The organism is Aquibacillus koreensis, from assembly GCF_025154055.1.
Taxonomy (GTDB): Bacteria; Bacillota; Bacilli; order Bacillales; family Amphibacillaceae; genus Aquibacillus_C; species Aquibacillus_C koreensis.
Genome location: NZ_JAOALK010000061.1, coordinates 38,489 through 62,091, shown reverse-complemented (window position 1 = coordinate 62,091; position 23,603 = coordinate 38,489). Strand labels below are relative to the sequence as shown.

At 37.9% G+C, this 23,603-nt stretch carries 28 protein-coding genes, 1 riboswitch and 1 other annotated feature; of the genes, 2 read left to right on the top strand and 26 right to left on the bottom strand.

Annotated features, from left to right (window positions below; all coding sequences use genetic code 11):
* Positions 1–40 precede the first annotated feature (40 nt).
* The gene (locus NYQ66_RS19715; RefSeq protein ID WP_259871992.1) at positions 41–1,147 is read left to right on the top strand and encodes an IscS subfamily cysteine desulfurase; all 1,107 of its coding nucleotides are present in this window, start codon (positions 41–43) and stop codon (positions 1,145–1,147) included.
* Positions 1,148–1,189: 42 nt separating this feature from the next.
* Entirely contained in the window at positions 1,190–1,726 is a 537-nt protein-coding gene (locus NYQ66_RS19710) for a transcription repressor NadR (RefSeq protein WP_259872025.1), read from the top strand.
* 239 nt (positions 1,727–1,965) lie between these two features.
* Here NYQ66_RS19710 and NYQ66_RS19705 read toward each other — a convergent pair whose 3' ends face one another.
* The 26 genes from NYQ66_RS19705 to NYQ66_RS19580 all read right to left on the bottom strand — a co-directional run bounded on the left by NYQ66_RS19705 (position 1,966) and on the right by NYQ66_RS19580 (position 23,598).
* Positions 1,966–2,292, bottom strand: a complete 327-nt coding sequence (locus tag NYQ66_RS19705) for a YqzG/YhdC family protein (RefSeq protein WP_259872024.1) — start codon at positions 2,290–2,292, stop codon at positions 1,966–1,968.
* Between the two features lie 156 nt (positions 2,293–2,448).
* The gene (pheA, locus tag NYQ66_RS19700; RefSeq protein WP_259871990.1) at positions 2,449–3,324 is read right to left on the bottom strand and encodes a prephenate dehydratase; all 876 of its coding nucleotides are present in this window, start codon (positions 3,322–3,324) and stop codon (positions 2,449–2,451) included.
* Positions 3,325–3,340: 16 nt separating this feature from the next.
* The gene (locus NYQ66_RS19695) at positions 3,341–3,790 is read right to left on the bottom strand and encodes an ACT domain-containing protein (protein WP_259871989.1); all 450 of its coding nucleotides are present in this window, start codon (positions 3,788–3,790) and stop codon (positions 3,341–3,343) included.
* Positions 3,791–3,823: 33 nt separating this feature from the next.
* Positions 3,824–5,104 (bottom strand): GTPase ObgE, encoded by a 1,281-nt coding sequence (gene obgE, locus NYQ66_RS19690; protein WP_259871988.1) that lies wholly within the window; start codon positions 5,102–5,104, stop codon positions 3,824–3,826.
* A 14-nt stretch (positions 5,105–5,118) separates the two neighbouring features.
* Entirely contained in the window at positions 5,119–5,661 is a 543-nt protein-coding gene (locus NYQ66_RS19685; protein ID WP_259871986.1) for a sporulation initiation phosphotransferase B, read from the bottom strand.
* A gap of 508 nt (positions 5,662–6,169) precedes the next feature.
* Entirely contained in the window at positions 6,170–6,460 is a 291-nt protein-coding gene (gene rpmA, locus NYQ66_RS19680; RefSeq protein WP_259871984.1) for a 50S ribosomal protein L27, read from the bottom strand.
* A 15-nt stretch (positions 6,461–6,475) separates the two neighbouring features.
* A complete protein-coding gene (locus NYQ66_RS19675) occupies positions 6,476–6,808 on the bottom strand; it encodes a ribosomal-processing cysteine protease Prp (protein ID WP_259871982.1) in 333 nt (110 codons plus the stop codon).
* Positions 6,809–6,820: 12 nt separating this feature from the next.
* Positions 6,821–7,129, bottom strand: coding sequence for a 50S ribosomal protein L21 (gene rplU, locus NYQ66_RS19670; RefSeq protein ID WP_259871979.1), 309 nt, complete (start codon positions 7,127–7,129; stop codon positions 6,821–6,823).
* A 14-nt stretch (positions 7,130–7,143) separates the two neighbouring features.
* Positions 7,144–7,216, bottom strand: a sequence feature (ribosomal protein L21 leader region).
* 39 nt (positions 7,217–7,255) lie between these two features.
* Positions 7,256–8,710 carry a ribonuclease E/G gene (locus NYQ66_RS19665; RefSeq protein ID WP_259871976.1) on the bottom strand — a complete coding sequence of 485 codons (1,455 nt, stop codon included), beginning with the start codon at positions 8,708–8,710 and terminating at the stop codon, positions 7,256–7,258.
* A gap of 15 nt (positions 8,711–8,725) precedes the next feature.
* Complete coding sequence (locus NYQ66_RS19660) at positions 8,726–9,592, bottom strand: M50 family metallopeptidase (RefSeq protein WP_259871973.1); 867 nt, start codon at positions 9,590–9,592, stop codon at positions 8,726–8,728.
* Positions 9,576–10,355: a M23 family metallopeptidase gene (locus tag NYQ66_RS19655; RefSeq protein ID WP_259871971.1), complete on the bottom strand. Its 780-nt coding sequence runs from the start codon at positions 10,353–10,355 to the stop codon at positions 9,576–9,578. Before NYQ66_RS19655 ends, NYQ66_RS19660 begins: the two co-directional genes overlap by 17 nt.
* 286 nt (positions 10,356–10,641) lie before the next feature.
* Positions 10,642–11,439 (bottom strand): septum site-determining protein MinD, encoded by a 798-nt coding sequence (gene minD, locus NYQ66_RS19650; RefSeq protein ID WP_259871968.1) that lies wholly within the window; start codon positions 11,437–11,439, stop codon positions 10,642–10,644.
* Entirely contained in the window at positions 11,432–12,118 is a 687-nt protein-coding gene (minC, locus tag NYQ66_RS19645) for a septum site-determining protein MinC (protein ID WP_259871966.1), read from the bottom strand. The genes minD and minC overlap by 8 nt, the downstream gene beginning before the upstream one ends.
* Before the next feature lie 61 nt (positions 12,119–12,179).
* Complete coding sequence (mreD, locus tag NYQ66_RS19640) at positions 12,180–12,716, bottom strand: rod shape-determining protein MreD (protein WP_259871964.1); 537 nt, start codon at positions 12,714–12,716, stop codon at positions 12,180–12,182.
* Positions 12,716–13,606, bottom strand: a complete 891-nt coding sequence (gene mreC / locus NYQ66_RS19635) for a rod shape-determining protein MreC (RefSeq protein ID WP_259871962.1) — start codon at positions 13,604–13,606, stop codon at positions 12,716–12,718. The genes mreD and mreC overlap by 1 nt, the downstream gene beginning before the upstream one ends.
* Before the next feature lie 15 nt (positions 13,607–13,621).
* Positions 13,622–14,662, bottom strand: a complete 1,041-nt coding sequence (locus NYQ66_RS19630) for a rod shape-determining protein (protein WP_259871960.1) — start codon at positions 14,660–14,662, stop codon at positions 13,622–13,624.
* A gap of 398 nt (positions 14,663–15,060) precedes the next feature.
* Positions 15,061–15,750 carry a RadC family protein gene (radC, locus tag NYQ66_RS19625; protein ID WP_259871958.1) on the bottom strand — a complete coding sequence of 230 codons (690 nt, stop codon included), beginning with the start codon at positions 15,748–15,750 and terminating at the stop codon, positions 15,061–15,063.
* 24 nt (positions 15,751–15,774) lie between these two features.
* Positions 15,775–16,347, bottom strand: coding sequence for a Maf family protein (locus tag NYQ66_RS19620; protein WP_259871957.1), 573 nt, complete (start codon positions 16,345–16,347; stop codon positions 15,775–15,777).
* A 175-nt stretch (positions 16,348–16,522) separates the two neighbouring features.
* Positions 16,523–17,473: a hypothetical protein gene (locus NYQ66_RS19615; protein WP_259871955.1), complete on the bottom strand. Its 951-nt coding sequence runs from the start codon at positions 17,471–17,473 to the stop codon at positions 16,523–16,525.
* Positions 17,474–17,615: 142 nt separating this feature from the next.
* Positions 17,616–18,254, bottom strand: a complete 639-nt coding sequence (locus NYQ66_RS19610) for a hypothetical protein (RefSeq protein ID WP_259871953.1) — start codon at positions 18,252–18,254, stop codon at positions 17,616–17,618.
* On the bottom strand, positions 18,244–18,786 hold the full coding sequence (locus tag NYQ66_RS19605) for a hypothetical protein (protein WP_259871950.1): 543 nt from the start codon (positions 18,784–18,786) through the stop codon (positions 18,244–18,246). Before NYQ66_RS19605 ends, NYQ66_RS19610 begins: the two co-directional genes overlap by 11 nt.
* Positions 18,787–18,836: 50 nt before the next feature.
* The gene (gene pilM / locus NYQ66_RS19600) at positions 18,837–19,787 is read right to left on the bottom strand and encodes a type IV pilus biogenesis protein PilM (RefSeq protein WP_259871949.1); all 951 of its coding nucleotides are present in this window, start codon (positions 19,785–19,787) and stop codon (positions 18,837–18,839) included.
* A 113-nt stretch (positions 19,788–19,900) separates the two neighbouring features.
* Complete coding sequence (locus NYQ66_RS19595; protein WP_259871948.1) at positions 19,901–20,674, bottom strand: prepilin peptidase; 774 nt, start codon at positions 20,672–20,674, stop codon at positions 19,901–19,903.
* Between the two features lie 83 nt (positions 20,675–20,757).
* Positions 20,758–21,123: a competence type IV pilus major pilin ComGC gene (locus tag NYQ66_RS21455; protein ID WP_272479906.1), complete on the bottom strand. Its 366-nt coding sequence runs from the start codon at positions 21,121–21,123 to the stop codon at positions 20,758–20,760.
* 68 nt (positions 21,124–21,191) lie between these two features.
* A riboswitch (cyclic di-GMP riboswitch) is annotated at positions 21,192–21,273 on the bottom strand.
* 80 nt (positions 21,274–21,353) lie between these two features.
* Positions 21,354–22,556 carry a type II secretion system F family protein gene (locus tag NYQ66_RS19585; RefSeq protein ID WP_259871947.1) on the bottom strand — a complete coding sequence of 401 codons (1,203 nt, stop codon included), beginning with the start codon at positions 22,554–22,556 and terminating at the stop codon, positions 21,354–21,356.
* A gap of 4 nt (positions 22,557–22,560) precedes the next feature.
* Positions 22,561–23,598, bottom strand: coding sequence for a type IV pilus twitching motility protein PilT (locus NYQ66_RS19580; RefSeq protein ID WP_259871945.1), 1,038 nt, complete (start codon positions 23,596–23,598; stop codon positions 22,561–22,563).
* Between the last annotated feature and the right edge of the window lie 5 nt (positions 23,599–23,603).

Sequence of the window (23,603 nt, the reverse complement as noted above, 5' to 3'; positions counted from 1 at the left end):
TGGGGTTAGATGAGGAACGTAAAAGAAAGGATTTTGCATGATGATTTATTTAGATTATGCTGCAACAACACCAATGAGTACACAAGCTTTACAGGTGTATAGTGAAGTATCCAAAAACTATTTTGGAAACGCAAATAGCCTACATGACCTTGGAACTTCATCCAAAGATATCGTAACGCAATGTAAAATAGAACTAGCAAAATTTATCGAAGCACCATCCAATGGAATTTTTTTCACAAGTGGTGGGACAGAATCCAATATGCTAGCAATCCAAAACTTATTAAAAGCATCCCAAAATAAAGGAAAGCATATTATTACAACTGCAATCGAGCATTCTTCTTTATTTAACTACTTCAATCAATTAGAAAAAGAACACGGTTATACCGTCACATATCTCGGAATCGATAAAAAGGCTCAAGTGGACATCCAACATATACAACAAGCGATAACATCCGAAACCGTTTTGGTTTCCATCCAACACGCCAATTCAGAAATAGGCGCTATTCAATCGTTAAAGGAGATTGGCGATTTTTTACACAAGCATGATGTCCTATTCCATAGTGATTGTGTACAAACATTCGGCAAGATTCCAATTAGTGTAAAAGCATGTAACTTAGATAGTATTTCTATTTCAAGTCACAAAAACTATGGTCCAAAAGGGGTGGGAGCGATCTATCTAAACCCAAATCTGGTCTTGTATCAACCAACAAATGTAAAACCCGGAACAACAGATGTAGCAGGTGTGGCCGCGTTTATTGCAGCTATGCAGGAGAATGCACCTTATATGGAGAAAGAATACCAAAGAATAAAGGTGCTACGTGATCTGTTTGTATCGGAAGTAGTCAAGCGAGATATAGCCGCAGAAGTGTTGACGTTTGATCAACAAATGCCACATATAATAAGCTTGCTACTTGACCGGGTAAAGGGAGATTATGCGATGCTTGAATTCAATAGAGCTGGTATTGCGATTTCCACAGGTAGTGCATGTAGTATTGGCCACCAAGAGCCATCGCGAACCATTCTTGCCCTCGGCAAATCCGCAGACGAAGCAAAAAGGCTAATCCGATTATCACTTGGAAAATCCACTGAACAAGCCGATCTGGAAAAAGCTGCGAAAGTATGCCAAAATATAATTAGTCATTATTAATAAAGTGATAGGATTGATTCTTGTATGAAAGGATCCGAAACGATGCGTGATAATAGAAAAGTTTCAGGAGAAAATCGCCGTAATAAAATTCTACAGTGGTTAAAAGAAAAAAACAGGCCGATTACAGGAGGAGAATTAGCAACAATGACCAACGTTAGCCGGCAGGTTATTGTACAAGATATCTCTTTACTAAAAGCCAAAAATGAACCAATTATTGCTACGAGTCAAGGGTATATGTTTATGGCTCCAACCAATAACAAAGCATATGAACGTGTTGTCGCATGTAATCATACGCGCGAAGAAACAAGAAAAGAACTTTATTTAATGGTAGACCATGGCGTTACTGTAAAAAATGTATTCATTGAACATCCTGTTTACGGTGACTTAGAAGCATCGATTATGGTTAGCAATCGAAGTGAAGTGGACCATTTTATCAAACAAGTGGAGGAGACAAAAGCAGTCTACCTGTTGGAATTAACAAATGGCATTCATCTACACACGCTCGAAGCAGATTCTGAAGAAAAACTAGAGTTAGCCTACCAATCACTATGTAAAGCAGGCCTAGCAATAGACGCTTAATAGACAAAAGACAACAAGGCAGCTTGTTGTCTTTTTTGCTTTATGGGATTAGCCTACGGCATATGGAGCTTTTATTGTTTGAAGTTATGCGGCTAATTCTGGGATATATGCGCCTGTTCTCGAATATATGTGCCCGAAACCCAATTATATGCGCCCTTTTACGCCCGAACCTCGGATAATAAGCTCTCCCGCATAAATTACCTACGAGGTGCATGGTTCAAGTTTATAGTAATTATATTTTACTTTTTAGTCTCAGTTATCTTTATATCCATAGTTTCTTCCGTTGCGATATCATACTCGATCGAAACAATTAATCCGAATTCCTTCTTATCTTCTTTTAGCCACAATTTAAACTTTTCTACAGTAGAAGTTTTTCTACGATGACTACCTTGGTATTCATAGTCAATAAGTTTGGCATTAGGATATTTATCTATCGCAGTTTTGACCGCTAACCTACCCCATTTTGCATAAGAAGGGACCTCTTCTGCCTGCGTAACCTGAATGGTACTCTGCATACTTGGTGATATTGAAAGAAACATCACAGTAGCAGTTATACAAAGAAACATCGCTCGCACTTCTAACACTCCTTTTATCTATCAGTTGTACCATAGACTTTGCCTTTTGATAGACTTTTATGCATGAAGAGCACTAGCAATCCTGTATCTTTTTGCACAAAAAAAGTGCCCCATGAACGCTCTCATGAAACACTTCGAAATTATTATTTAAGCGTGCACGGAAATACCATTCAATAAAAAGTATGGATAGCTTCCAAGCACATCTACAGAACATCCCAACGACTCAAGCTCTGCAATCGTATTCGGAATCAGGACATCATCCATTTTCTGCTCCACATCAATTAGGAAGTAATAATTTCCTAGACCAGTTTTCATAGGTCTTGATTCAATCTTCGATAAGTTTACTTTTCGCCAAGCAAATGCAGAAAGCACTTGGTGAAGCGCACCAGGGTGATCAGACGGTAAAGTAATGATTAAGGATGTCTTATGACCCTTGACCTCTAATCGCTTGGAGAGAAGCTCAGAGCTCTGTTTATGTAAAACAACAAACCTCGTGTGATTGTTTGTAAAGTCATGAATATCTTTTTTCACAATGGACAAACCATATTCTTCCGCAGCTAGATGATTAGCTATTGCGCCTATGTGTAATTCAGGGTGTTCGCTAACATATTTAGCTGCAGCTCCTGTGGAGGATACCGATTCAGCTTTTACATGTTTCATATCGTTATGAAGAAAATGGTGACATTGTGCAATCGCATGTGGGTGCGAATAGATCGTCTCGATATCTCGCCAGGTTTCCGCTTGCGATGGATGTACCATTAGATGTTGACGAATCGGAACAATCACTTCACTAATGATCTTTATATCCTTTTTTTCAATTAGATAATCTAACGTCACATTAACAGTACCCTCAATTGCATTTTCGAGCGGAAGAACACCATAGGTAACTTCTCCAGCATCTAATGCATCAATGCACTCCGGAATCGTTGTATAGCTTTCCTTATCTTCTCCATTAAAAATGGCATCGACTGCTATTTTCGTAAATGTCCCCCTTGGACCAAGATAACCAATTTTCTTTGTCACTTCCTTCTCCCCCTGTCTAAGCACCGGAACTTAAGATTTCCACTTTATCAACAAAATCAAGCTTTTTTAACTGCTGAATCAATCCCTCAATCTCCATCGTCATCCCTGCTGTATTTAAAGAAATCGTTACATTCGCTTTTCCTTGTAATGGGATGGTTTGGTGGATTGTTAGAATATTCCCTCCAGCACCGGCAACCGTAGTAAGTAAGTTCGACAACGTGCCAGTACGATCTTCAAGGTGAAAGAAGAGGGTGATCATCCTTTCTTTCACCATTGCTTGAAAAGGAAATACTGCATCTCGATACTTATAAAAAGCACTACGAGATAAACCAACTCGTTTAACAGCATCATTCACGGAGCCAACTTTGTTACGTTCAATTAGCTCTTTCGCTTCAATTGTCTTTCGCATTGACTCAGGAAGAAAATCACTCCGGACTAAATAAAACTTCTCCTCTTTTTCAGCCATCTCTCAATCCCCTTTTAGATCGCCATTTTAATCCTATTCAATAAACTCAAATTCATAATCAAGTAAGCGGACGGTATCGCCGTCTTTTGCCCCTTTTTCTCTCAACGCTTCATCAATACCCATACCTCTCAGTTGTCTAGCAAACCTTCGAACTGTTTCATCTCTAGTGAAATCTGTCATTTTAAATAGCTTCTCTAATTTATAACCTGATAAAACAAAGGCGCCATCTGGATCGCGTGTAACGAAAAATCCTTGTCTCTCTTCTTGGTGACGGTACATGACACGTTCTTGCTTCTCTTCAATTGTTTTCGCACGCTTCGGAATAGATGCAAGTTTATCTGCTATTGCAAACAAAAGATCTCGAACGCCTTGTCTTGTAAATGTAGAAATTGGATATATTGGATAATCTTCCTCTAGTTGTTCTTTAAACATTTCTAGTTGATCTTCCGCCTCCGGTAAATCCATTTTATTCGCTACGATTATTTGTGGACGTTCCATTAACGTTTGATCATATTCTTCTAGCTCTTTATTGATCTTAACAAAATCTTCATACGGGTCTCGACCTTCTGTTGCAGCCATATCAAGAACATGGACAATCACACGTGTTCTCTCCACATGACGTAAGAATTGATGACCTAACCCAACGCCCTCGTGTGCACCTTCAATTAATCCAGGTAAGTCAGCTAACACAAAACTACGCTGGTCTTCCGTTTCCACTACCCCTAAGTTTGGTGCTAATGTTGTGAAATGATAATCTGCAATTTTTGGTCTTGCAGCACTAACAACAGACAGTAGTGTTGATTTTCCAACACTAGGGAAACCTACCAATCCAACATCTGCGATAAGTTTCAATTCAATTTGGATATCTCTCTCTTCACCAGGTTCACCATTCTCCGCTAATTCTGGTGCAGGATTCTTTGCAGTAGCAAACCGGATATTTCCTCTACCACCACGACCACCTCTGGCAATAACCGCTTGTTGGCCGTGCTCAAGTAAATCAGCTAATACTTCTCCTGTTTCATCATCACGAACAGTTGTCCCTGGAGGTACAGCAAGAACCATTGGCTCTGAATTTTTTCCATGCTGGCCTTTACTCATTCCGTTCTCACCGCGTTTTGCTTTGAAGTGCCTTTGATAACGGAAATCCATTAACGTATTAAGCCCTTCATCTACTTCAAAAACGACATCTCCACCGTTTCCTCCGTCACCACCAGCGGGACCACCCATTGGTACATATTTTTCTCTTCGAAAGGCAACGAGACCATTTCCACCGTCTCCACCTTTTACATATACTTTCACCTGATCGACAAACATTATATGTCACCTCTTTAGCTACATATCCACGATATATTACATGCATAAGTTCCGTTAGATAATTGCTCTATTTTTAGTTTATATTTATCATCTTTTTCTATTATTGCTTGTTTTAAACGATCTATTTGTTCAAATGCACCAGAAAAAGAAAGATTAATTTCCGCACCTTTTATTTGCATAGATGGACGAATAGTAATTGTACCATGATACAATTCAAATTTCATTCCATACTTAGAAAATACATCCATTATGCCAAGAAATTGGCTATGTAAAAGTTGATCATTAATCGATTGTTCTTTATCTTCTGTTTCTACATTATATTCTATTCTAAAGTTATCATAGTGCCAGTTAAAGCTCATTAACCAAATGGTAGTCCTAGGTATGTTTAGGTTTTGAAGCTTTCGTTCTCTTTCTGCACTTTCAACAGACTCACGTAGCTTGTCTTGGACCTTGTCCAACTTCCCCATCGACGCATAACCCATTAAAAGTTGCACTTGATTCATCCAATCATGTCGATAATGTCTTAAAATATTTACCGTCTCTTCCTCTTTCATCATGTCGTTTCGCCCCCTAAAAGCATTAAGCAAATTATAGCAAAAAACATAGTAATAGAGAAACCGAAGCGATACAAACTTTTGATATTTTCTGTCTTTTTCTTTGATATTCTACAATTGTAGACGGTAATTAATTATCCTGTGTTGTGTTTGTTTGGCTGATTCAGTGACTTTTGCGTGTAATTCAGTGAGTTTGATAATTAATTCAGTATGTTTTCACTATAAATCAGTATCTTTTCCATTTATTCAGTGGAAACATCACCTAATTCAGTATCTGATAAATAAATATAGCTTTTTCTAGCTAGCTCACCTCTCGAATAAAGTTGTTTAACCTGATTCAGCGAGTTTTCAGCTTAATTCAGTAAGTTTCACGGTTAATTCAGTAACTACACACAATAATTCAGCCACATTTCCATTTATTCTACCAAAACAAACACTATTTCAGTATCCACACCCATCTTCACCCACCATACAAAAAAGACTCTAACCATTTGGCTAGAGTCTTTTATACTTAAGCTTCTTGAGCTACTGGGTACACGCTCACTTTTTTGCGATCGCGTCCAAGGCGTTCGAATTTAACTACACCATCAATTTTAGCAAATAGTGTATCGTCGCCACCACGACCAACGTTTTCACCTGGGTAAATCTTTGTCCCGCGTTGACGGTAAAGAATAGACCCACCAGAAACGAATTGGCCATCAGCACGTTTAGCGCCTAAACGTTTTGATTCTGAATCACGACCGTTTTTTGTACTACCTACACCTTTTTTAGATGCGAAGAATTGTAAATCTAGACGTAACATTGGTATTGCACCTCCTTATTTTTCAGAGATGGATATATATTGACCATAGTCGCGCGCAATGGTTTCTAAGGACACGTACATACCTTCTAAAAGTAATGATGCTTTTGTTTGCACATCCGCATCTAAACCTTCAGGAAGTTTCACGTGTAAGTAACCACCTTCACCGCCTTGATCAATAATAGGTTCGATCTCACAAAGCTTTATCACTGCATTTACAGCTCCAAAAGAGACTGCTGAGACACCGGCACAAACTAAATCATGACCGGCTGGGCCACTCTCTGCATGGCCACTCAGTTCAAAAGCATCAATACGTTGATTATTATTGCGTTTAATAGTCACTCGAATCATCCATACCAAACCTTAACCATTGATTTTTTCAATTGTAAGTTTTGTGTAAGGCTGACGATGACCTTGTTTACGATGGTAGTTTTTCTTAGCTTTAAACTTCATGACAGTGATTTTCTTTTGACGACCTTGTTTTTCAACTTTAGCCGTTACACTAGCACCGTCAACGTATGGAGCGCCAACTTTTACGTCGTCACCACCAACAAAAAGCACTTTATCAAAAGTAACGGAAGAACCTTCTTCACCTTCTAGTTTCTCAACAAAGATTTCTTGTCCTTCTTCAACTTTTAGTTGTTTACCACCAGTTTCAATAATTGCGTACATGCTTCTGCACCTCCTCTTAGACTAAGACTCGCCATTCAGGTGCCACTGTTGTAGCTTAAGACCTGTTCTGTGCGGTTGTAGCAACGGGTGCTACGATGAATAACGTATTGATGTTATCATGAATTATCATAGTTTGTCAATGTTATTTGGAGGATATGTCGCTATTTGTTCTGTAATTAATGATGTACTTCCGACTAATTTGACATGATAACTCTGCACACCATTTGTTTTATGCAAATAGATAGCTTGGGATAAAGCGTTTTTCAATTTTTCTTGGTTTATATTCTCTTTAAACTGTTTATATATGCTTGGATGGACATCGATTAATAATGCTTCGGCATCTTGGTCTTGATATCGCATTAGTTCATGTTCTAATAAAAACGTAGAGGTTGTCGTTGATAGCTTTGGCTTATTGACCTGATCTAATAATAACTCAGCAAGCGCAGGCGACTCTCGTTTCCTCGTCATTTCTAATAATCCTAGTGCCGTAAACCCATAGATTTCCGTTCTAACTGGATCCTTAAACAGCTCTTTTTTCAGCACGGCTATTACTTCATCTTTTTGTTGCTGTGTTTTCATACTAATAAAATCAATAATAATAATACCGGCTATATTTCGGAGTCTAATCTGCTGGGCGATCGCAATTGCCGCACTTCGATTTGCCTTCAAGATGGTTTCTTCTTTATTCGTCTTTCCAGTATATCCGGCGGTGTTCACATCAACAACCGTTAGTGCCTCTGTTTGCTCTATTTGCAACTCGACGCCTCCGCTTGCTTTTACAATTGGATTGCTGACATCATCCATAATTTGATCAATTGTTTTTGGTAGTAAATCTTCTATTTTTTTAACCCATTTCACAACAGAACTTACTATAGGAAACTGCTCTCGTATCCTATTTGCGTCATTGACATCAGACACATAAATGGCACCAATCGTAGCCGGGTTAAATTTTCGAATAAAACGGTCTAGAATCGGATCGTCGTTATAGATACAAGCTGGTACTTTGCTACTTTTAGCAATGCGCATCAATGTTTGCCATTGGTCCCGGAGTTGCTTATATTGGTTCTCTACATCTGATAACGTTTTACCTTTTGCAGAAGTTCGAATAATTGCTCCTTCACGCTCCGTAATTAAATGCTTAAAATGATGCCTTAGCGAATGACGATCTTCATCCCCAAGTTTTTTCGAAACGGCAACATAATTACCATAAGGCAAATAAACGATATCCATTCCTGGAAGGGTAATATTTGCTGATAATCGTGCACCTTTATCACCATAAGCATCCTTTTGGATTTGAACGAATAGGTGTTGCCCTTCCGTGATGATCGATTCTATGCCTATCGTTTTGTCTACTTTCGACTGGGGCAATTCATTTTTTTGTAAAAAACCAAGCTTCGCATGCCCAATATCAACAAAGGCTGCTTGCAAGCCCTTTTCTATTTTCACCACTTTTGCCAAGTAGATATTTCCTACTTGGGTACTTGCCGTTGGACGGTCAATAACGAGCTCTTCCACCGTTTGGTTCTCCACAATTATACCTAAGCGCTCTGTTGTTACTGTTTGTATGTAAATGGACTTCATTGCCTTCCTCATTTCTTAGTCACGATTACCGATCATCTCTCCTGCTGTTGTCTGATACTGTTTTAATTTAAAGTACGCTCTTAAACAAGCTTCCTCATCCAACAATACAGGCTGCTTTCCATTACACTTCACATGTATGCGGTGACGATAATTACGTCTGAACAAAGAAAAAATCCTCATAAGAGATGTATCAGGATCAACAACAATCGGTCTAATTTTTTTTGGACTTGGTTTATCTACGTGTCGTTTCAACAAGAAACGAATAAAGGTATAATACCTTCGTTTCCATTCTAGTCGATTCTCCCACAAAATAAAACCAATTAAAAGAAAGGCACTTAAAGTAAAGGAAAAGTTCATCGATATCAACAAGAGCGTAAACATACATATGATCGATGAACTAATAAGCATCGTTCCTAGTGCCCTTCGGTAAGGTAGAAATGAGGAATATAAAAGTAATAGAATTTTTCCACCATCTAATGGCCATATCGGCAATAAATTAAACAGTAGAATAGTTGTATTGTACTTTAATGCTAAATCAATCACGGCAAATGGCAACAAACTATATTCTGCACAAACAAAAAGTAAACCATAAATCCAGATGTGTTGGAGTGGTCCCGCTAATGTGACGATTAATTCTTGTTTCATCGGTTTACTTGCATGTTCATCTGTTTCCATTACCCCACCAAATATCCATAAATTTATTCTTCTAATTCTCCATTCGTAATATTTAGCAGCAAAATAATGACCACATTCATGGATCAGGACAATAAGTAAAATTATCGATAATTCCATAAAAGTACCTGTGAATACAGATACTAAAATAAAAAACCAAAGGATTGGATGTATATACAAAGGTGGAAGATGTCTAAGGACGTTCGTCAACTTGCATCACCTGTATTGGATCAAGATATTGGTTATCCTTTTCTATCGCAAAATAAACGGCCTTTGCAGAGCTTTCCGATGGTTTGAATTGTCCAATCACTTCATTGCTTGTTACTGACTGATATTGATATACATTAATATCTGTTAAATTTCCATAAACAGTATTGCTTTTATCTGCGTGCTGAATAATTACAGTTTTATTTGTTTCTTTATTATTCCCAGCAAAAATGACAATGCCTTTTTCCATTGCACGCACACTCTGGTCTTCATCAGCTGTAATCATAATTCCTTGCCCGTTCACCTGAAATGTTTGGCTAAGCGTTCCGTTAACAGGAAGCGCAGGCGTTAATACATCCTCGCTATTTGGATTTGGCGTTAATGCTAATGGGTAGCCAAATTTTTCTTGATACCAATGATTAACAGTTGCAAAAGGAAACTCCTCTGTTAATGCATTACTTGTCCACTGTTTCGGTTTTTCTAAAAATCCACCATCCATCCGAACTAGGATCGCGACTCCAAAGAAAAGAATTGCAGCAAGCGTACTTTTCATGACAAAGGAGGCAATAAAGGTATCTTTTACGTTCTTATTCGTACCGACTTCATCAGAAACCGGCATATATCCATGCCGCTCTTCATCTTGAGGAAATGCAATGGATGAAAACCTTGCTTGTTTTGCATTACCTGATCCAGCTCCAGCTCCAACTTTCCTCTCTCTTTTTCGTTTTTCAATATTTCTTCGCACTTGACTAAGATCTCTTTTCATCACTTCACATTCCTTTACTCCATATTTAGGACAGAGGGACAGATTCCTTGTCCACTTCAAGCCCTGCCTGAGGCTGAGTGTCCTTTCCATATAAAATACTGGCTACTAAACCAATAGCATGTCACGTCTGCTTAACGGTTTGAAGCACCACACAGCTTGGCTATTTTTTAGATTGTTAATTCAATTCTATGAAGTAATGGGATTGGATATGCGATATGAAAAGAAAAAAATAGATTCATATAAAAACCCCCTAACAAAGTGTTAGAGGGTTAAGGCTTATATATAATTAAGAGCGCATTCCGAAGAACTTCTTCATCTTTGAAAACATACCCTTGTCATCTTCTAGTGATAGCAATGGAACGGATTCACCTAAAATTCTTCTCGCAATATTCCGATAGGCAATCGATGCCCTTGTGTTCGGTTGGAAGGCTACCGGCTCACCATGGTTCGAAGCTTTAATTACTTCATCATCGTCAGCAACAATACCTATTAAATCAATCGATAATATTTGGACAATATCATCAATATCTAGCATATCGCCATTTTTAACCATATGATTTCTAATTCTGTTCACAATCAGGTTTGGCGGCTCCACAGACTCTTGTTCCAACAAACCTATTATTCTATCTGCATCACGAACACTAGATTTTTCTGGTGTTGTAATAACTAATGCCTTATCTGCACCAGCGACTGCATTTTTGTACCCTTGCTCAATACCTGCCGGACAGTCGATTAATATATAATCAAACTCTTGTTTCAATTCTGCAACAATTTCTACCATTGCCTCTGGACTTAACTCTGACTTGTCACTTGTTTGAGCAGCAGGCAATAAATACAAACATTCAAAACGCTTATCCACAATTAATGCTTGCTTTAACTTACATCTTCCTTTAGCTACGTCGACGATATCATAAATGATACGGTTCTCTAGGCCCATAATAACATCTAAATTTCGTAGTCCAATATCCGTATCGACTAAACAAACCTTTTTTTCTAAAAGAGCTAAAGCTGTACCTAAGTTTGCAGTTGTAGTTGTTTTACCAACTCCACCTTTACCTGACGTTATTACAATTGCCTCACCCATGTAAAATTCTCCTTTCAAACCCGTTAAGATCCGGTCGTTTTTGCGAAAGAACTTGAAGACGATCAATAACGATCTTCGATTTAGCCCCATCAATAAAACCGCATTCCATCGAAACACCCTCTGATTCATAATCTGGAGATCGACTTATGTAATCTGCTATGCGAAGCTGACTAGGTTCCATATACGATGCCACGATTACTGCGTCCCTGTTTCCATCTACCCCCGCATGGGCAACTCCCCTTAAACTACCTAGAACAAATATATTTCCCGTCGCAACTATTTTCGCACCAGGATTAACATCTCCAACTAGTAATAAATCACCTGTCACCTCAAGCACTTGACCAGAACGGACAATCTTTGTAATTGTTTTTATTTCACTATCTTCCATCCAATCCAGTGCCTGTTTCTTTAGTATTACATTGGATTCAATTGATTGCACTACTAGTTTATTTTTTCTGCGGATTACTTCACGAAGCTCTTCTTCTTGCTCTTTATGTAAATAGCGATTACCAAGCTGAATGGTAACCGTAATCATAGGCTCATCCTTATCTGTGTATTTAGTGGAAAGTACTTGATCTAGTTCTTTAAGCATATCACTAAATGAACACGAATCATCTATATATAATGTAAGACCCTCTCGAGTACCTTTGATCGTTATCAATTGCTTGTTGACTATCACGATAGGCTCACCCCAAAATAATTTTTAACTTTTCCTTTACATACAGAATCGTCTAACCAACTTAGACTCTTTTTGAATCAAAACGATCACTAGACCATTTCATTAACTTTCCTTTAAAAATCGGATAGAGCAGGATAAAGAATATCATATTTCCAATTAATGTAGGTACTAAACGCACGGACATGTATTCGTTCCACTGCATATGGTTAATTCCGATAAAAAAGTAAATAATGTAGACGCCAATATCGACCATTATAACATCCAAAACAGCGAGGAGGAATGCGACAAGATAGTTTGTATGTAAAACTTTTCTCAATCCATGAATAATATAGATCACAAGCGCATAAATAAACATGTACACACCAATTACACTTGTGCTTACAATATCAATCATTAACCCAAATATGACTGCATACAGTACTGCATAATACGTGTTTTCAAAATCATAATAAATCGCTATTAACACTAGAAATAGCAGCATCCAGTGTGGGACAATTAACAAATCTTTATCCATTAAAAATTGCGGAAGAAAGTCTAACGCAACACCTTCTAAAATTAACATCAATAATACGAAAGAAGGGAGATAGAATCTTTGCATTATTCTTCTCCCTCCTCAGGTTCACTTTCCACTTCTGATGGTATGGTTGCCTGACGGTCCACGACGATCACGTGGCCAAAGTTATATAAATCAGCTGAAGGAGATACATGCGCAACTTTCGTTAATCCATACTTGTCCGGTGCCACTTCCTCTATTGTACCTATTTCTAGTCCTTTTGGAAATACCCCACCTAGCCCAGAGGATACAACTAACTCCCCTTCACTAACTTCAACATCATATTCATCTAATTCTAATAAGAGGGTTTCTGCTTCTTCATCATACCCTACAATGAATCCTGTTGGGTCTTTATCCGTTTCCTCTGCGTCGACAACAACCGAAATTCGGTTAGAACGATCAAAGCCATTTAATAAGAGAACAGAGGAAGTAAATTGCGAACTAGAATAAATCTTACCTACCATTCCTTCTCCTGTAATGACGGCCATATTCGTCTCCACACCATCCTGCTCACCTTTGTTGATCGTTATCATTTTAAACCATTGCTCTTTACTGCGAGCAATAACAGATGCTTGGATTGGGATAAATTCATTTAAAGACTCCGATTCTGTCTTCCCTAAAACACTGTATAATTCATCATTCTCTTTCCTAAGCTCTTTCACTTCATGTAACAACAAATTATATTGGGACAAGCGTGTCTTTAACACTTGGTTTTCTTCATAAATGTGTTTTAACTCATTTATGTTCGAAACTAATGTTGTTGTGAATTCGACAGGTTGATGCACAACTCCTTGAAACCAACCAACAGCATCATGCAGAAACTCTTCTACCGTCGTTAATTCCTCTCTGTCTCGAAGCGAAAAACCAATGGAACCAACTAATATAATAAAGCCTATGAGAATAATAAATAGACGTTTTCTACGAAAAAATAACATAATCAATACACCTGCTTATTCCATTGTGGAACGAGTGGATACATTTGGATTTGACTTGAAATGTTGCATATAGTCTAGAGATTTACCAGTACCGATTGCTACACTATCCAGCGGTTCTTCTGCAACAAAAACTGGCATATTCGTCTCATCACTCAAAATTTGATCCAGTCCTTTAAGCAAAGCACCACCTCCTGATAATACAATGCCTCGATCCATGATATCTGCCGCTAATTCTGGTGGAGATTTTTCAAGCGTATTTTTCACTGCATCAATGATCGCAGTCACCGTATCTTTCAAGGAAATGGCTACTTCCTCTGCAGAAATAGTAATCGTTTTTGGCAAACCAGTTAATAAATCTCTACCCCTAATATCCATTTCGTCTTTCATGTATAACATTCCTGCAGACCCAATATCCATTTTAATGGATTCAGCAGACCGTTCGCCAATCATTAGATTGTATTTTTTGCGAATGTACTGAATGATTGAATCATCCATATCATCGCCTGCTGTACGAATTGATTGGCTTGTCACAATCCCACCTAATGAAATAATAGCTACCTCTGTCGTACCGCCACCGATATCCACGATCATACTTCCTGTTGGCTCCCATACTGGCAACCCCGCACCAATCGCAGCTGCAAAAGGCTCTGCAATTGGGAATGCATCCTTTGCTCCTGCTTGTTTCGTCGCATCAATAACGGCACGCTCTTCCACCATAGTAATCCCAGAAGGCACACATACCATCACGTTAGGTTTTCTTGCAAAAGAAGAACGATTCTTTTGCGCTTGTTTAATATAATATTTCATCATTGCTGCAGTTGTATCATAATCTGCAATGACACCATCTTTCATCGGTCTAATAACAGAAATATTCCCTGGCGTTCTACCAATCATATTTCTTGCTTCGCTTCCAACTGCTTGTATTTCACCAGTTGTCCTATTTTTAGCAACAACAGAGGGCTCACGAACGACAATTCCTTTACCTCGAACATATACAAGCGTATTCGCTGTACCTAAATCTATACCTAAATCTTGCGATAAACTAAATCTAGCCAAAATAAATCTCCCTTTCCCCAAAAAACTTATCCATGTATTATAGTATTATGCTATAGGGCTATACATACGTTTAATTTTCAGAAAACGACCGTATGGGCTTGTCCTTTTGTAGTGTTTGCAATAGTGAACAATTATACTATGTTAAATCACATAAAAAGGTGCATACGTAAATGATTATGTCTTTTTCTCTTCATTACCAGTTTTCTTTTAAATTAGTATCAAAATGGTAATATGTACGAAATCCTCTATAATGTAGTCACAATAGACTATGTGATTCGCTTTTACCGTCAAACGATAATGAGAAGAAGCGCCAACTACAAGTTTACCTTGAGAAATGGCGCCGACTTTATTAAAAGCGTTAATTTGATTATACGAGAAAAAGTACAAAAAGAATAGTACTATAAATACCCTTTTTCCTTTAACGAAACAAATTTATGGTCACCAATAACTAAATGATCAAGTACTTCAATACCTATCATTTTACCACATTCTAATAGTCTTTTCGTTACATGGATATCTTCTTGAGAGGGAGAGGGGTCTCCGGAAGGGTGATTATGTGCACAGATAATAGAGGCTGCCGACCTTTTTACAGCTTCTCGAAATATTTCTCTAGGGTGAACAATCGACGCATTTAGGCTTCCAATAAAGATCGTTTGTCTATGGATTACTTGATTCTTTGTATTCAAAAATAAAACAACAAAATGTTCCTGTTTTAATATTCGCATCTCTTCCATCACATAATCCGCACCATCTTCTGGACTTCTGATGACGTATTTTTCCTGGGGCTTATATTTCTGCATCCGTTTGCCAAGTTCAATTGCCGCCAAAATCAACACACCTTTCACAGAACCAATTCCTTTGATTGCTGTTAGCTCCTCAATCGTAGATTCCCGGAGTAGATTTAACCCATCAAAATGCATTAACACGCGCTCTGCTAATACTTGTACCGACTCCTCTTTCGAACCTGTGCCCAACAAAATAGCTAATAGCTCCTGATTCGATACATGTCCCGGCCCGAGTTCTAATAATCTCTCCCGTGGACGGTCCTGTTTTGGTACATGTTTCATACTTATACTCGTTCTTGACATAGAAACACCTCCAAGCTTTATTCTTCAATTAAATACTGGATAAACCCCAAATTCTTTTAACAATTGAACAACAGCAGAGATCGGAAGTCCTACCACACTATAATAATCTCCTTTTATTTCTTTCACTAAAAAAGCACCTTTCCCTTGAATCCCATAGCCTCCAGCTTTATCAAAAGGCTCTCCCGAAGCGATGTATTTGTTTAATTCATCCTCAGTCAACTGTAAAAATTGCACAGTCGTACAAGTCGAAAAGACCACCTGCTTCGTTGTCGAACGGATCATAACCCCGGTGTAAACGTGGTGCTGATTACCATTTAAATCTTTTAGCATCGCTAGTGCATCCGCTTCATTTTCCGGCTTCGTTAGTACCTTTTGTTTGTAGCTAACAACGGTATCTGCAGCCAAAACTATTTGGTCTGCTTGTAGATCTATCGTATTCCCCTTTTCTACCGCTAGCGTTTCTACTAATTTCTTTGGATCACTTTCTGTCACCGTTGACTCATCGAAGTCAGATTTCCTAACGATACACGGAATTCCTACTTGCTCTAGTAGCTCCTTTCTTCTTGGTGAACCCGATGCTAGAATGAGTTGATTCATTTAAAAAACACCTTCCTATATGTGTAGTTTACTCCTACCTTTTAGATAGAACAAATCGAGAAAAATTTATTTTATGTCGTTTTTTATAGTAGAAAATGCACGTTCTCTTTTAACAAATTTAAATTCTATCCTACTTTTTTCACAAAAAAAGAATAAGTAGGATATTTTGCCCTACTTATTCTTTACCAATATCGGCATATAGTTTCCACATTTTCAGTAAAGAACTTTGCGTAGATTGATCACTATTAATTGCTTCTATTAATCCTTTTGCTTCTGCTTGTAGCGCTTGAACAGTTGTACTGCTGTCTTCAGGATAAGATGATACCCATTCATCCCAAGATTCTATCGTAATTTCACCAGTGATCGCAGTCGTCCATAGCTCCGGAAAAGATTCTAACCATTCCGCTTCACTAGATGGGAGCTGTACATCTGTTTGTTCCGTCGTCCAGGCTTTGTCAATGGTTTCTAGTCCTTCACTTTGAAATGAAGAAATCTGTTGGTCGACAGTCGCTTGGCTATTACTTACATGCATAATTACGCGATGCCACCCATCTTTTTCCCAAACTACCGCTGGGTAACCACTGCTAAGGAAACCTTGCTGCGCTGCCTCAGCTGATTCGACAGACGAGTAGGCACCACCTTGCACGAAGATGGCTGATAAAGGTTGTGCTGAATAAGTAACCGTTTCTGTTGCATCACCTGTAACTGGACTGTTCTCGGTATCAGGAGCTGCAGTTGACGTATCCCCATCTGCCGGAACAGACGCTACACCATTAACGGCTTCTCCCCCATTATCGATCCCAACAAACATGCCCAACATAATAAATCCTATTGTAACACCAACTAGAATCGCTGATACAGCTGATACTGCAAATACTTTTACAACGGGGGGGATTTTCTTTTGTTTTTTCCGTACATTTATGTTCTTATACCAATCATCTGCTTGATCATCTGAAGAGTGATTTTTCTCGAACTCTATCAAGTCATCTGGATCATACTTATTATCTAAAGCAGCAGCTTGTTGCTGATAGGCATTAGGCCATGGATCTTGTTTCGTAGTCTTATTATCCTGTATGGTCGTTTCTTTTCCGTTCATTCGAACAGAAATCTTCGTCTGCTTGTCCACTTCATTCCCTCGCTTCTACTAGAGTTTGTTCTACTCTATCACAATAAAAATGAAAAGTAAGGCGAGTTTTGTCAAAAGCAAAAACCGACTTTTCAACAAGACATAGCAAATATAGCATAAAACTGCACAACAAAAAGACACCTTATTCAGGAAACGGTGTCTCTTTAGCTGCCGATGGTTCATATTCAAATGTAGGTGCCTCTATCCGTAATCCATTTAATGTAGGACTATAATAGGCCGTAAATGAAACGGAAAAGTCAAAATTCTCATTTGTATTAGGTCCAAATTGTAGTGAATCTATCGATACGATTCGGTCCATTTCTCTTAATTCGTTTAAAAACTGATACATTTGTTGATAATTACCTGATGTAACCTGTAATTGGTAATAAATCGAACCAACATTATTCGGTATCGCACTAGTTTGATCATTGGCGGACTCCGCATCTGTTGCTTCATTCCCGGTTGAACGATGTTCGATGGTGTATTGGTTAATGCTACTATTGGAGACTTCTTGTATTTCTTTTAACCTAACGAGCATTTGATCAGTTTGTTTGTCTATTGGTAACTGTAATTGTAGATTAGTAGAACTGTCTAGCGACTCATTATTATTCTCTGCATTTGCAATCAATTGTTCCTGCAGATCAATCTCGTCTTGGATATCTATAACTTGCTCTTCCAATGGTTGAATAAAGCCCATATAGCCAGCAACAAAGATTCCAACTGCTAGGACAATGACTAAAATGAGTAAAAGCGAGTGAAGGCGACTCCATCTAATTGTCATTTGTTTGAGCCACCTCCAATAACACTTGTTCGTCCATTTCCACATACATCGATGCGATATAGCTTGTGGCATCTTGGTTCGTAATTTGAGAAATCTCGACATGATTTACAAAGTCTTCCGATTCAAGGGCAAATGAATAAGCTGCAACTTGTTCAACATCGTCGACACGAATATCCAAATAAAGACCGTCTTGAATAGAAAAAGTATAAGATTCAAAGTAAACATTATCCGGAAGTAATCCAATCATTTGATCTAACAATGATAACGTAGGATATCGTGTCGTTTCCAACTGATCCACTTGATTTTTTAGCGTGTTTCTTTGTGCCTGTAACGCCTCAACACTCCTGATCTCTGTTTGTAACGCGATGTTCGCATCTCGCTTCTCTTCTAGGATAGCTACTTGTTCTTCATAATTAACCATTTGCCAATATAAAATAAAGGCAGCACCAAGTAAGAGGAGGAGAAACAATAATGCCAATATATAAGGAGTCAGATTCCTTTTTTTCGTTTCTAGAAAATTAATCTCCACCATCTTTTTGTTCCCCTTATCCTTAGAATCTATCTTGAAAAAAGATAATGAACTTACCTATTTTTAATAGCCAACCCTAATACATCTAAATACCTGGAAGGAAGTTTCATTTTATCTTTTAAGGCCTGTTCCATTGTTTCCACCTTTAAATTAAAGCGTTCTTCCATCTCTTGTTTTATATTGTCCAGTTCAGGAAAATCGCCAGAAAGTACGATTTTTGTTATTTGATTAGTCCCATCCATAACCGAATACTGATAGAAATCCATAAATCGCTCAATGGTGACAAGCTGTTCTTCTTTCACTTGATCTAGTTCTTCTACCTCACCATTCCAGTACAGGTCATTATCTTCTGCTCTCCACTTCCAACCATTTTTATTCAACGTCGATTTGATATATCTTGTAAAAACAGGTTTGTTTTTATTAAATGCGGTCAATACGATCGCATCTTTTCCCCACTGAACGGATAATAAATGTTCCTCCGTACTTGCAAGATCTAATTGAAAATAAAGACGATAAACAGAAAGGGAGGATAAGTCAGCGATCACCGGTTTCAACCCTACTTGTATAAAAGTATCGATGAATTCTTTCATTCGCTCTTTCGGATATGCAAACAATAAAATTTTTGACTGATTATTCTCTTCTCCAATCACGACAAAATCCATGACAGGATCAGAAAACGGTAATCTGATACTTTCTTCAAGCTCCATATTAATGTAGCTTTTCATTTCTTCTTTCGTAAATTCTTTTGGAACTAGTTGCTCTCTAATCGTTACAAAGGCATCCGGCACACAGAAAGCTAGCTGTTTACCTTTCCATCTTTTTTTTCGTACAAGTTTCTCCAATATAAGGGCGAATCGTTCTGGATTCGCTACTTTCCCATCGTCAATAATATCTGTGTCTAAATAGAATTCTCCATAATCCATCACACCTTCAACGGATTCAGATTTAGAAACCATATAACGGATCACACGATCTTTGATAATAAGATTAACTTGCTTTTTCATGATTGCTTTCACCTACCTTAGAAAAACTCGCACTCGCTCGTCCTTAATGATTGAGTTCGTTTTCTTATACTCGATACATTACATTTTTTCACTATGTTAATTACGCTTAACAGCTAAATATTTTTTAACGTATAAAAAAAGGTTGAAACGTACCAATGGACCAAAGCATCTCCAAAGAAGTATGCTGTAAGACTTCCGAACACGATAAAAGGACCAAATGGAATCGGCTTTTTACGTTCTACTATTTTCAAACTAAGCAGTATTGCGCCGATAACTGTGCCATAGAGGGTAGAAAAAAAGAAGGCTAATAGCACACCTTTATAGCCAAGCACGATACCTAATACCCCAAATAATTTCATATCTCCTCCACCCATACCACCACGACTCACAATAATGATCAAGGCAAGTAATAGATAGCCAATAAGCGCACCAACAATAGGTGACCACCATGGATCTAATGGACTAAAAATTCGACAAACAATTAAAAATGGTAGAAAAAATAGTAAGACTTGATTTGGTATTAGCATGTACTTAAGGTCAGAAACTATGATGATTGCTAAAAGAGAAGTAAGAAATAATGCAGTGATAAGTTCGAACTGAAAGCCAAACACATAAAAGCTATATGCAAAAAAGAAACCTGTAAATAGCTCTACCAAAGGATAGATCATCGAGATTTTTGCTTTACAGTGACGACACTTACCGCGTTGGATGATGTATGAAAATACTGGGATGAGTTCATACCAAGAAAGGGTATGACGGCAATGAGGACAATACGAGCGCTCTGACTGAAACATCTGCTTCTTGGGCACACGTAACCCAACAACATTATAAAAAGATCCGAAAACCGTACCTATGATAAAGAAATAGATGAGGTAGAGAATTTGCATGTTGTGTTCTCCTAGTTTTTGGTTAGATTATGTAGAGAGATCCCTCGGGGAGGGATCTCATGTGTTAACAAATTTAAATCTTATTATTGTACGGCAGGTACATCTCCGGTATTAAAAGTGTATTGTCCATCTGATAAAGATACATATCCTGTAGGTAGTGGATTATCAGCGTCAGTTTGTTCTTCTAAATAATCATTATCAGTTAATTCAGTTACTGTTACATAACCATCTTCTGAAAATTCTGCACCAGAAGCAAATGCTAACCTAGCTGCTTCAACTATCATATCTTTTTCCCTATCAGATGCATCACTTTCAGCCTTGTTTATAATACTTCCAATAGCCGGTACCGCAATCGCTACAATAATCCCCAAAATAACAATAACTGCAAGCAACTCAACCAACGTAAAACCTTTTTCACTTTGTAACTTGTTTCTTAATTTTTGCAACATCGAATTTTCCCCCTCAAAAAAAATGTGTAAAATAAAAATGACTCACAACACAAAGTAAGTATCCTCATGATGTCAGCCGGTTGCACTACTTGCTCCTGATTATCCAAGTGCCCAAAATATAGATAATCATTCATAGCATTCTGTTTGTTCTCTCAGTGTTCTTTCAACTTACTCTTACTATACCCATTATACTATAAACTCGAAACGTGTCTATAACTTTTTTCCTAATCCTAGATGTTCTCAAATAATGAAAACATTGGTATAACGATGGCCATTACAATCGCCCCAACAACAACGGCTAGAAACACAATCATGATTGGTTCCACTAGTGACTTCAGCTTGTCTGAAGCCTCGTCCAATTCTTGTTCATAAAAATCAGACACCTTTTTTAACATCGCATCTAGAGAGCCTGTTCGTTCTCCGACAGCGATCATTTGTGTTACTAGCTTTGGAAATACCCAGTGAGCGATCATCGGGCTTGCTAGAGATTCACCTTGTTCCAATGCAACTTTACTTTCTTTTAATACACCCTTAATCACTCTATTAGCAATAACTCGTTCTGTAATGTCAACGGATTGCAAAATGGGAACTGAACTATTTAATAACGAACTTAATGTCTGCGTCATTCTGGCTAACAGTGACTTTTGAATAAACCCGCCAAAAACAGGTATTCTTAATTTAATCGTATCAAATAAAAATGCATAAGTTGGCTTACGTTCAAGAAATTTATAAACAAAAAACAGAAGAATAAACACTAATATAATTAACCACCAGAAAGCTTGTACAACACCACTTAGACTTAATATAAACGCAGTGTATGCTGGTATATCTTGACCAAAAGAACTAAGCATATCTGTAAAAACCGGAACTATAAATGCTAATAAAAAGATCGTTATAAAAACAGAAATCACACCAATCACGATTGGATAAGTCAATGCTGTAACAATCTTTTGTTTTAGTTGATATTGCTTCTCGTAATAACTCGCCATGTTATCTAGAATATCGTCTAAGTTACCACTTATCTCTCCAGCATTAATCATACTAACCAACAGCTCTGGAAATAGCTTTGGCTGTTTTTCTAACGCTTCAGAAAGCGGTACACCTTCTTCCAAATCTTCTTCTATATCTTCCAATGCTTTTTTTAAGAATTTATTCGTAGTTTGGTCTTGAAGGATACTTGTTGTTTCAACTAATGAGATACCTGCATCTATTAATGTAGCAAACTGCCTTAAGAAAATAACAAAGTCACGGTTTTTAATTGTTTTCCCAATATTTATATCTTTGTATAAAACACTGTTTAGCTTTTCGATCTTAAATACAGTAATACCATCTCTTTTTAGTTTCGCAATTGCCTCATGTTTTGTATCTGCATCTATTTTACCTGACTGTGCTTTTCCTGCTACACTTCTACCTTTGTAACGAAAATAGGGCACTACCTCACCCTCTTCCTTTTAAGTATGGGAGGGCTTGTTCTTCAAGGATAGATCCTTGGCGTACTAACTTCTTAATATCCATCGTCATCGTATGCATGCCTTGTTCTTTCGCTGTTTGCATTGTATTTGGAATTTGGTGCATTTTTTCATTTCGAATTAGATTTTTAATAGCTGATGTATTAATTAATACTTCCGTAGCAGCTACTCTTCCTCGTTTATCTGCAGTTTGGAATAAACGTTGAGACACAATTGCTTCTAGGACGCTAGCAAGTTGGATTCTGATTTGCCCTTTTTGATGGGCTGGAAACACATCGATTATTCGATCCATTGTGGATGCAGCATCTGTTGTGTGCAATGTTCCAAGGACGAGGTGCCCAGTTTCGGCAGCAGTGATTGCAGTAGAAATTGTTTCTAAATCACGCATCTCCCCTACTAAAATCACATCCGGGTCTTGTCTGAGGCATGCTCGTAAGCCATTTTGAAAATTCATCGTATCAAAGCCAACTTCTCGTTGGTCGATAATACACTTCCGATGTGAATGGATATATTCAATAGGATCCTCTAAGGTGATGATGTGTTTATTCATATGATTGTTCATATAGTCAATCATCGCTGCAAGCGTCGTACTCTTCCCGCTACCAGTTGGGCCTGTTACAAGAACTAGCCCTTGTGTACTCTCAGCAATCTGCTTTAAAACTGGAGGAAGTTGCAATTTTTCTAGGTTTGGTATGTCCTTTGGTACGATCCGTATTGCCAATGAAATACAACCTCTTTGGTGAAACACATTGATACGAAAACGAGAAACCCCAGAAATACCGTAAGACAAGTCTACTTCCCTTTTGTTCTGCAATTGTTGCCAGACAGCGTCCGTTAAGATACTCTTGGCCATTTGTTCTGTATCTTCTGGGCGTAAATCTTGATCACCGAATGATTGCAAATCTCCGTTTATTCTTAGTACAGGAGGTGTACCAACTGTTAAGTGAATATCAGACGCATTTCTTTCATATGCGGCCCGTAATATAGCTTCAAATTGCATCATCATTTCCC

What these genes read in the sequence shown, in the direction of transcription:
- rplU (WP_259871979.1), bottom strand. Translation starts at nt 7,129, where the DNA reads ATGTACGCAATTATTGAAACTGGTGGTAAACAACTAAAAGTTGAAGAA.
- obgE (WP_259871988.1), bottom strand. Translation starts at nt 5,104, where the DNA reads ATGTTTGTCGATCAGGTGAAAGTATATGTAAAAGGTGGAGACGGTGGA.
- radC (WP_259871958.1), bottom strand. Translation starts at nt 15,750, where the DNA reads ATGTCAAGAACGAGTATAAGTATGAAACATGTACCAAAACAGGACCGT.
- NYQ66_RS19685 (WP_259871986.1), bottom strand. Translation starts at nt 5,661, where the DNA reads ATGATGAAAGAGGAAGAGACGGTAAATATTTTAAGACATTATCGACAT.
- pilM (WP_259871949.1), bottom strand. Translation starts at nt 19,787, where the DNA reads ATGAAAAAGCAAGTTAATCTTATTATCAAAGATCGTGTGATCCGTTAT.
- NYQ66_RS19695 (WP_259871989.1), bottom strand. Translation starts at nt 3,790, where the DNA reads ATGGCTGAAAAAGAGGAGAAGTTTTATTTAGTCCGGAGTGATTTTCTT.
- NYQ66_RS19620 (WP_259871957.1), bottom strand. Translation starts at nt 16,347, where the DNA reads ATGAATCAACTCATTCTAGCATCGGGTTCACCAAGAAGAAAGGAGCTA.
- mreC (WP_259871962.1), bottom strand. Translation starts at nt 13,606, where the DNA reads ATGTTATTTTTTCGTAGAAAACGTCTATTTATTATTCTCATAGGCTTT.
- NYQ66_RS21455 (WP_272479906.1), bottom strand. Translation starts at nt 21,123, where the DNA reads ATGTTGCAAAAATTAAGAAACAAGTTACAAAGTGAAAAAGGTTTTACG.
- NYQ66_RS19580 (WP_259871945.1), bottom strand. Translation starts at nt 23,598, where the DNA reads ATGATGATGCAATTTGAAGCTATATTACGGGCCGCATATGAAAGAAAT.
- NYQ66_RS19610 (WP_259871953.1), bottom strand. Translation starts at nt 18,254, where the DNA reads ATGACAATTAGATGGAGTCGCCTTCACTCGCTTTTACTCATTTTAGTC.
- NYQ66_RS19675 (WP_259871982.1), bottom strand. Translation starts at nt 6,808, where the DNA reads ATGATTCGAGTGACTATTAAACGCAATAATAATCAACGTATTGATGCT.
- NYQ66_RS19665 (WP_259871976.1), bottom strand. Translation starts at nt 8,710, where the DNA reads ATGAAGTCCATTTACATACAAACAGTAACAACAGAGCGCTTAGGTATA.
- NYQ66_RS19705 (WP_259872024.1), bottom strand. Translation starts at nt 2,292, where the DNA reads ATGTTTCTTTGTATAACTGCTACTGTGATGTTTCTTTCAATATCACCA.
- rpmA (WP_259871984.1), bottom strand. Translation starts at nt 6,460, where the DNA reads ATGTTACGTCTAGATTTACAATTCTTCGCATCTAAAAAAGGTGTAGGT.
- NYQ66_RS19605 (WP_259871950.1), bottom strand. Translation starts at nt 18,786, where the DNA reads ATGGTGGAGATTAATTTTCTAGAAACGAAAAAAAGGAATCTGACTCCT.
- NYQ66_RS19595 (WP_259871948.1), bottom strand. Translation starts at nt 20,674, where the DNA reads ATGCAAATTCTCTACCTCATCTATTTCTTTATCATAGGTACGGTTTTC.
- mreD (WP_259871964.1), bottom strand. Translation starts at nt 12,716, where the DNA reads ATGCAAAGATTCTATCTCCCTTCTTTCGTATTATTGATGTTAATTTTA.
- NYQ66_RS19715 (WP_259871992.1), top strand. Translation starts at nt 41, where the DNA reads ATGATTTATTTAGATTATGCTGCAACAACACCAATGAGTACACAAGCT.
- NYQ66_RS19710 (WP_259872025.1), top strand. Translation starts at nt 1,190, where the DNA reads ATGCGTGATAATAGAAAAGTTTCAGGAGAAAATCGCCGTAATAAAATT.
- minD (WP_259871968.1), bottom strand. Translation starts at nt 11,439, where the DNA reads ATGGGTGAGGCAATTGTAATAACGTCAGGTAAAGGTGGAGTTGGTAAA.
- NYQ66_RS19655 (WP_259871971.1), bottom strand. Translation starts at nt 10,355, where the DNA reads ATGAAAAGAGATCTTAGTCAAGTGCGAAGAAATATTGAAAAACGAAAA.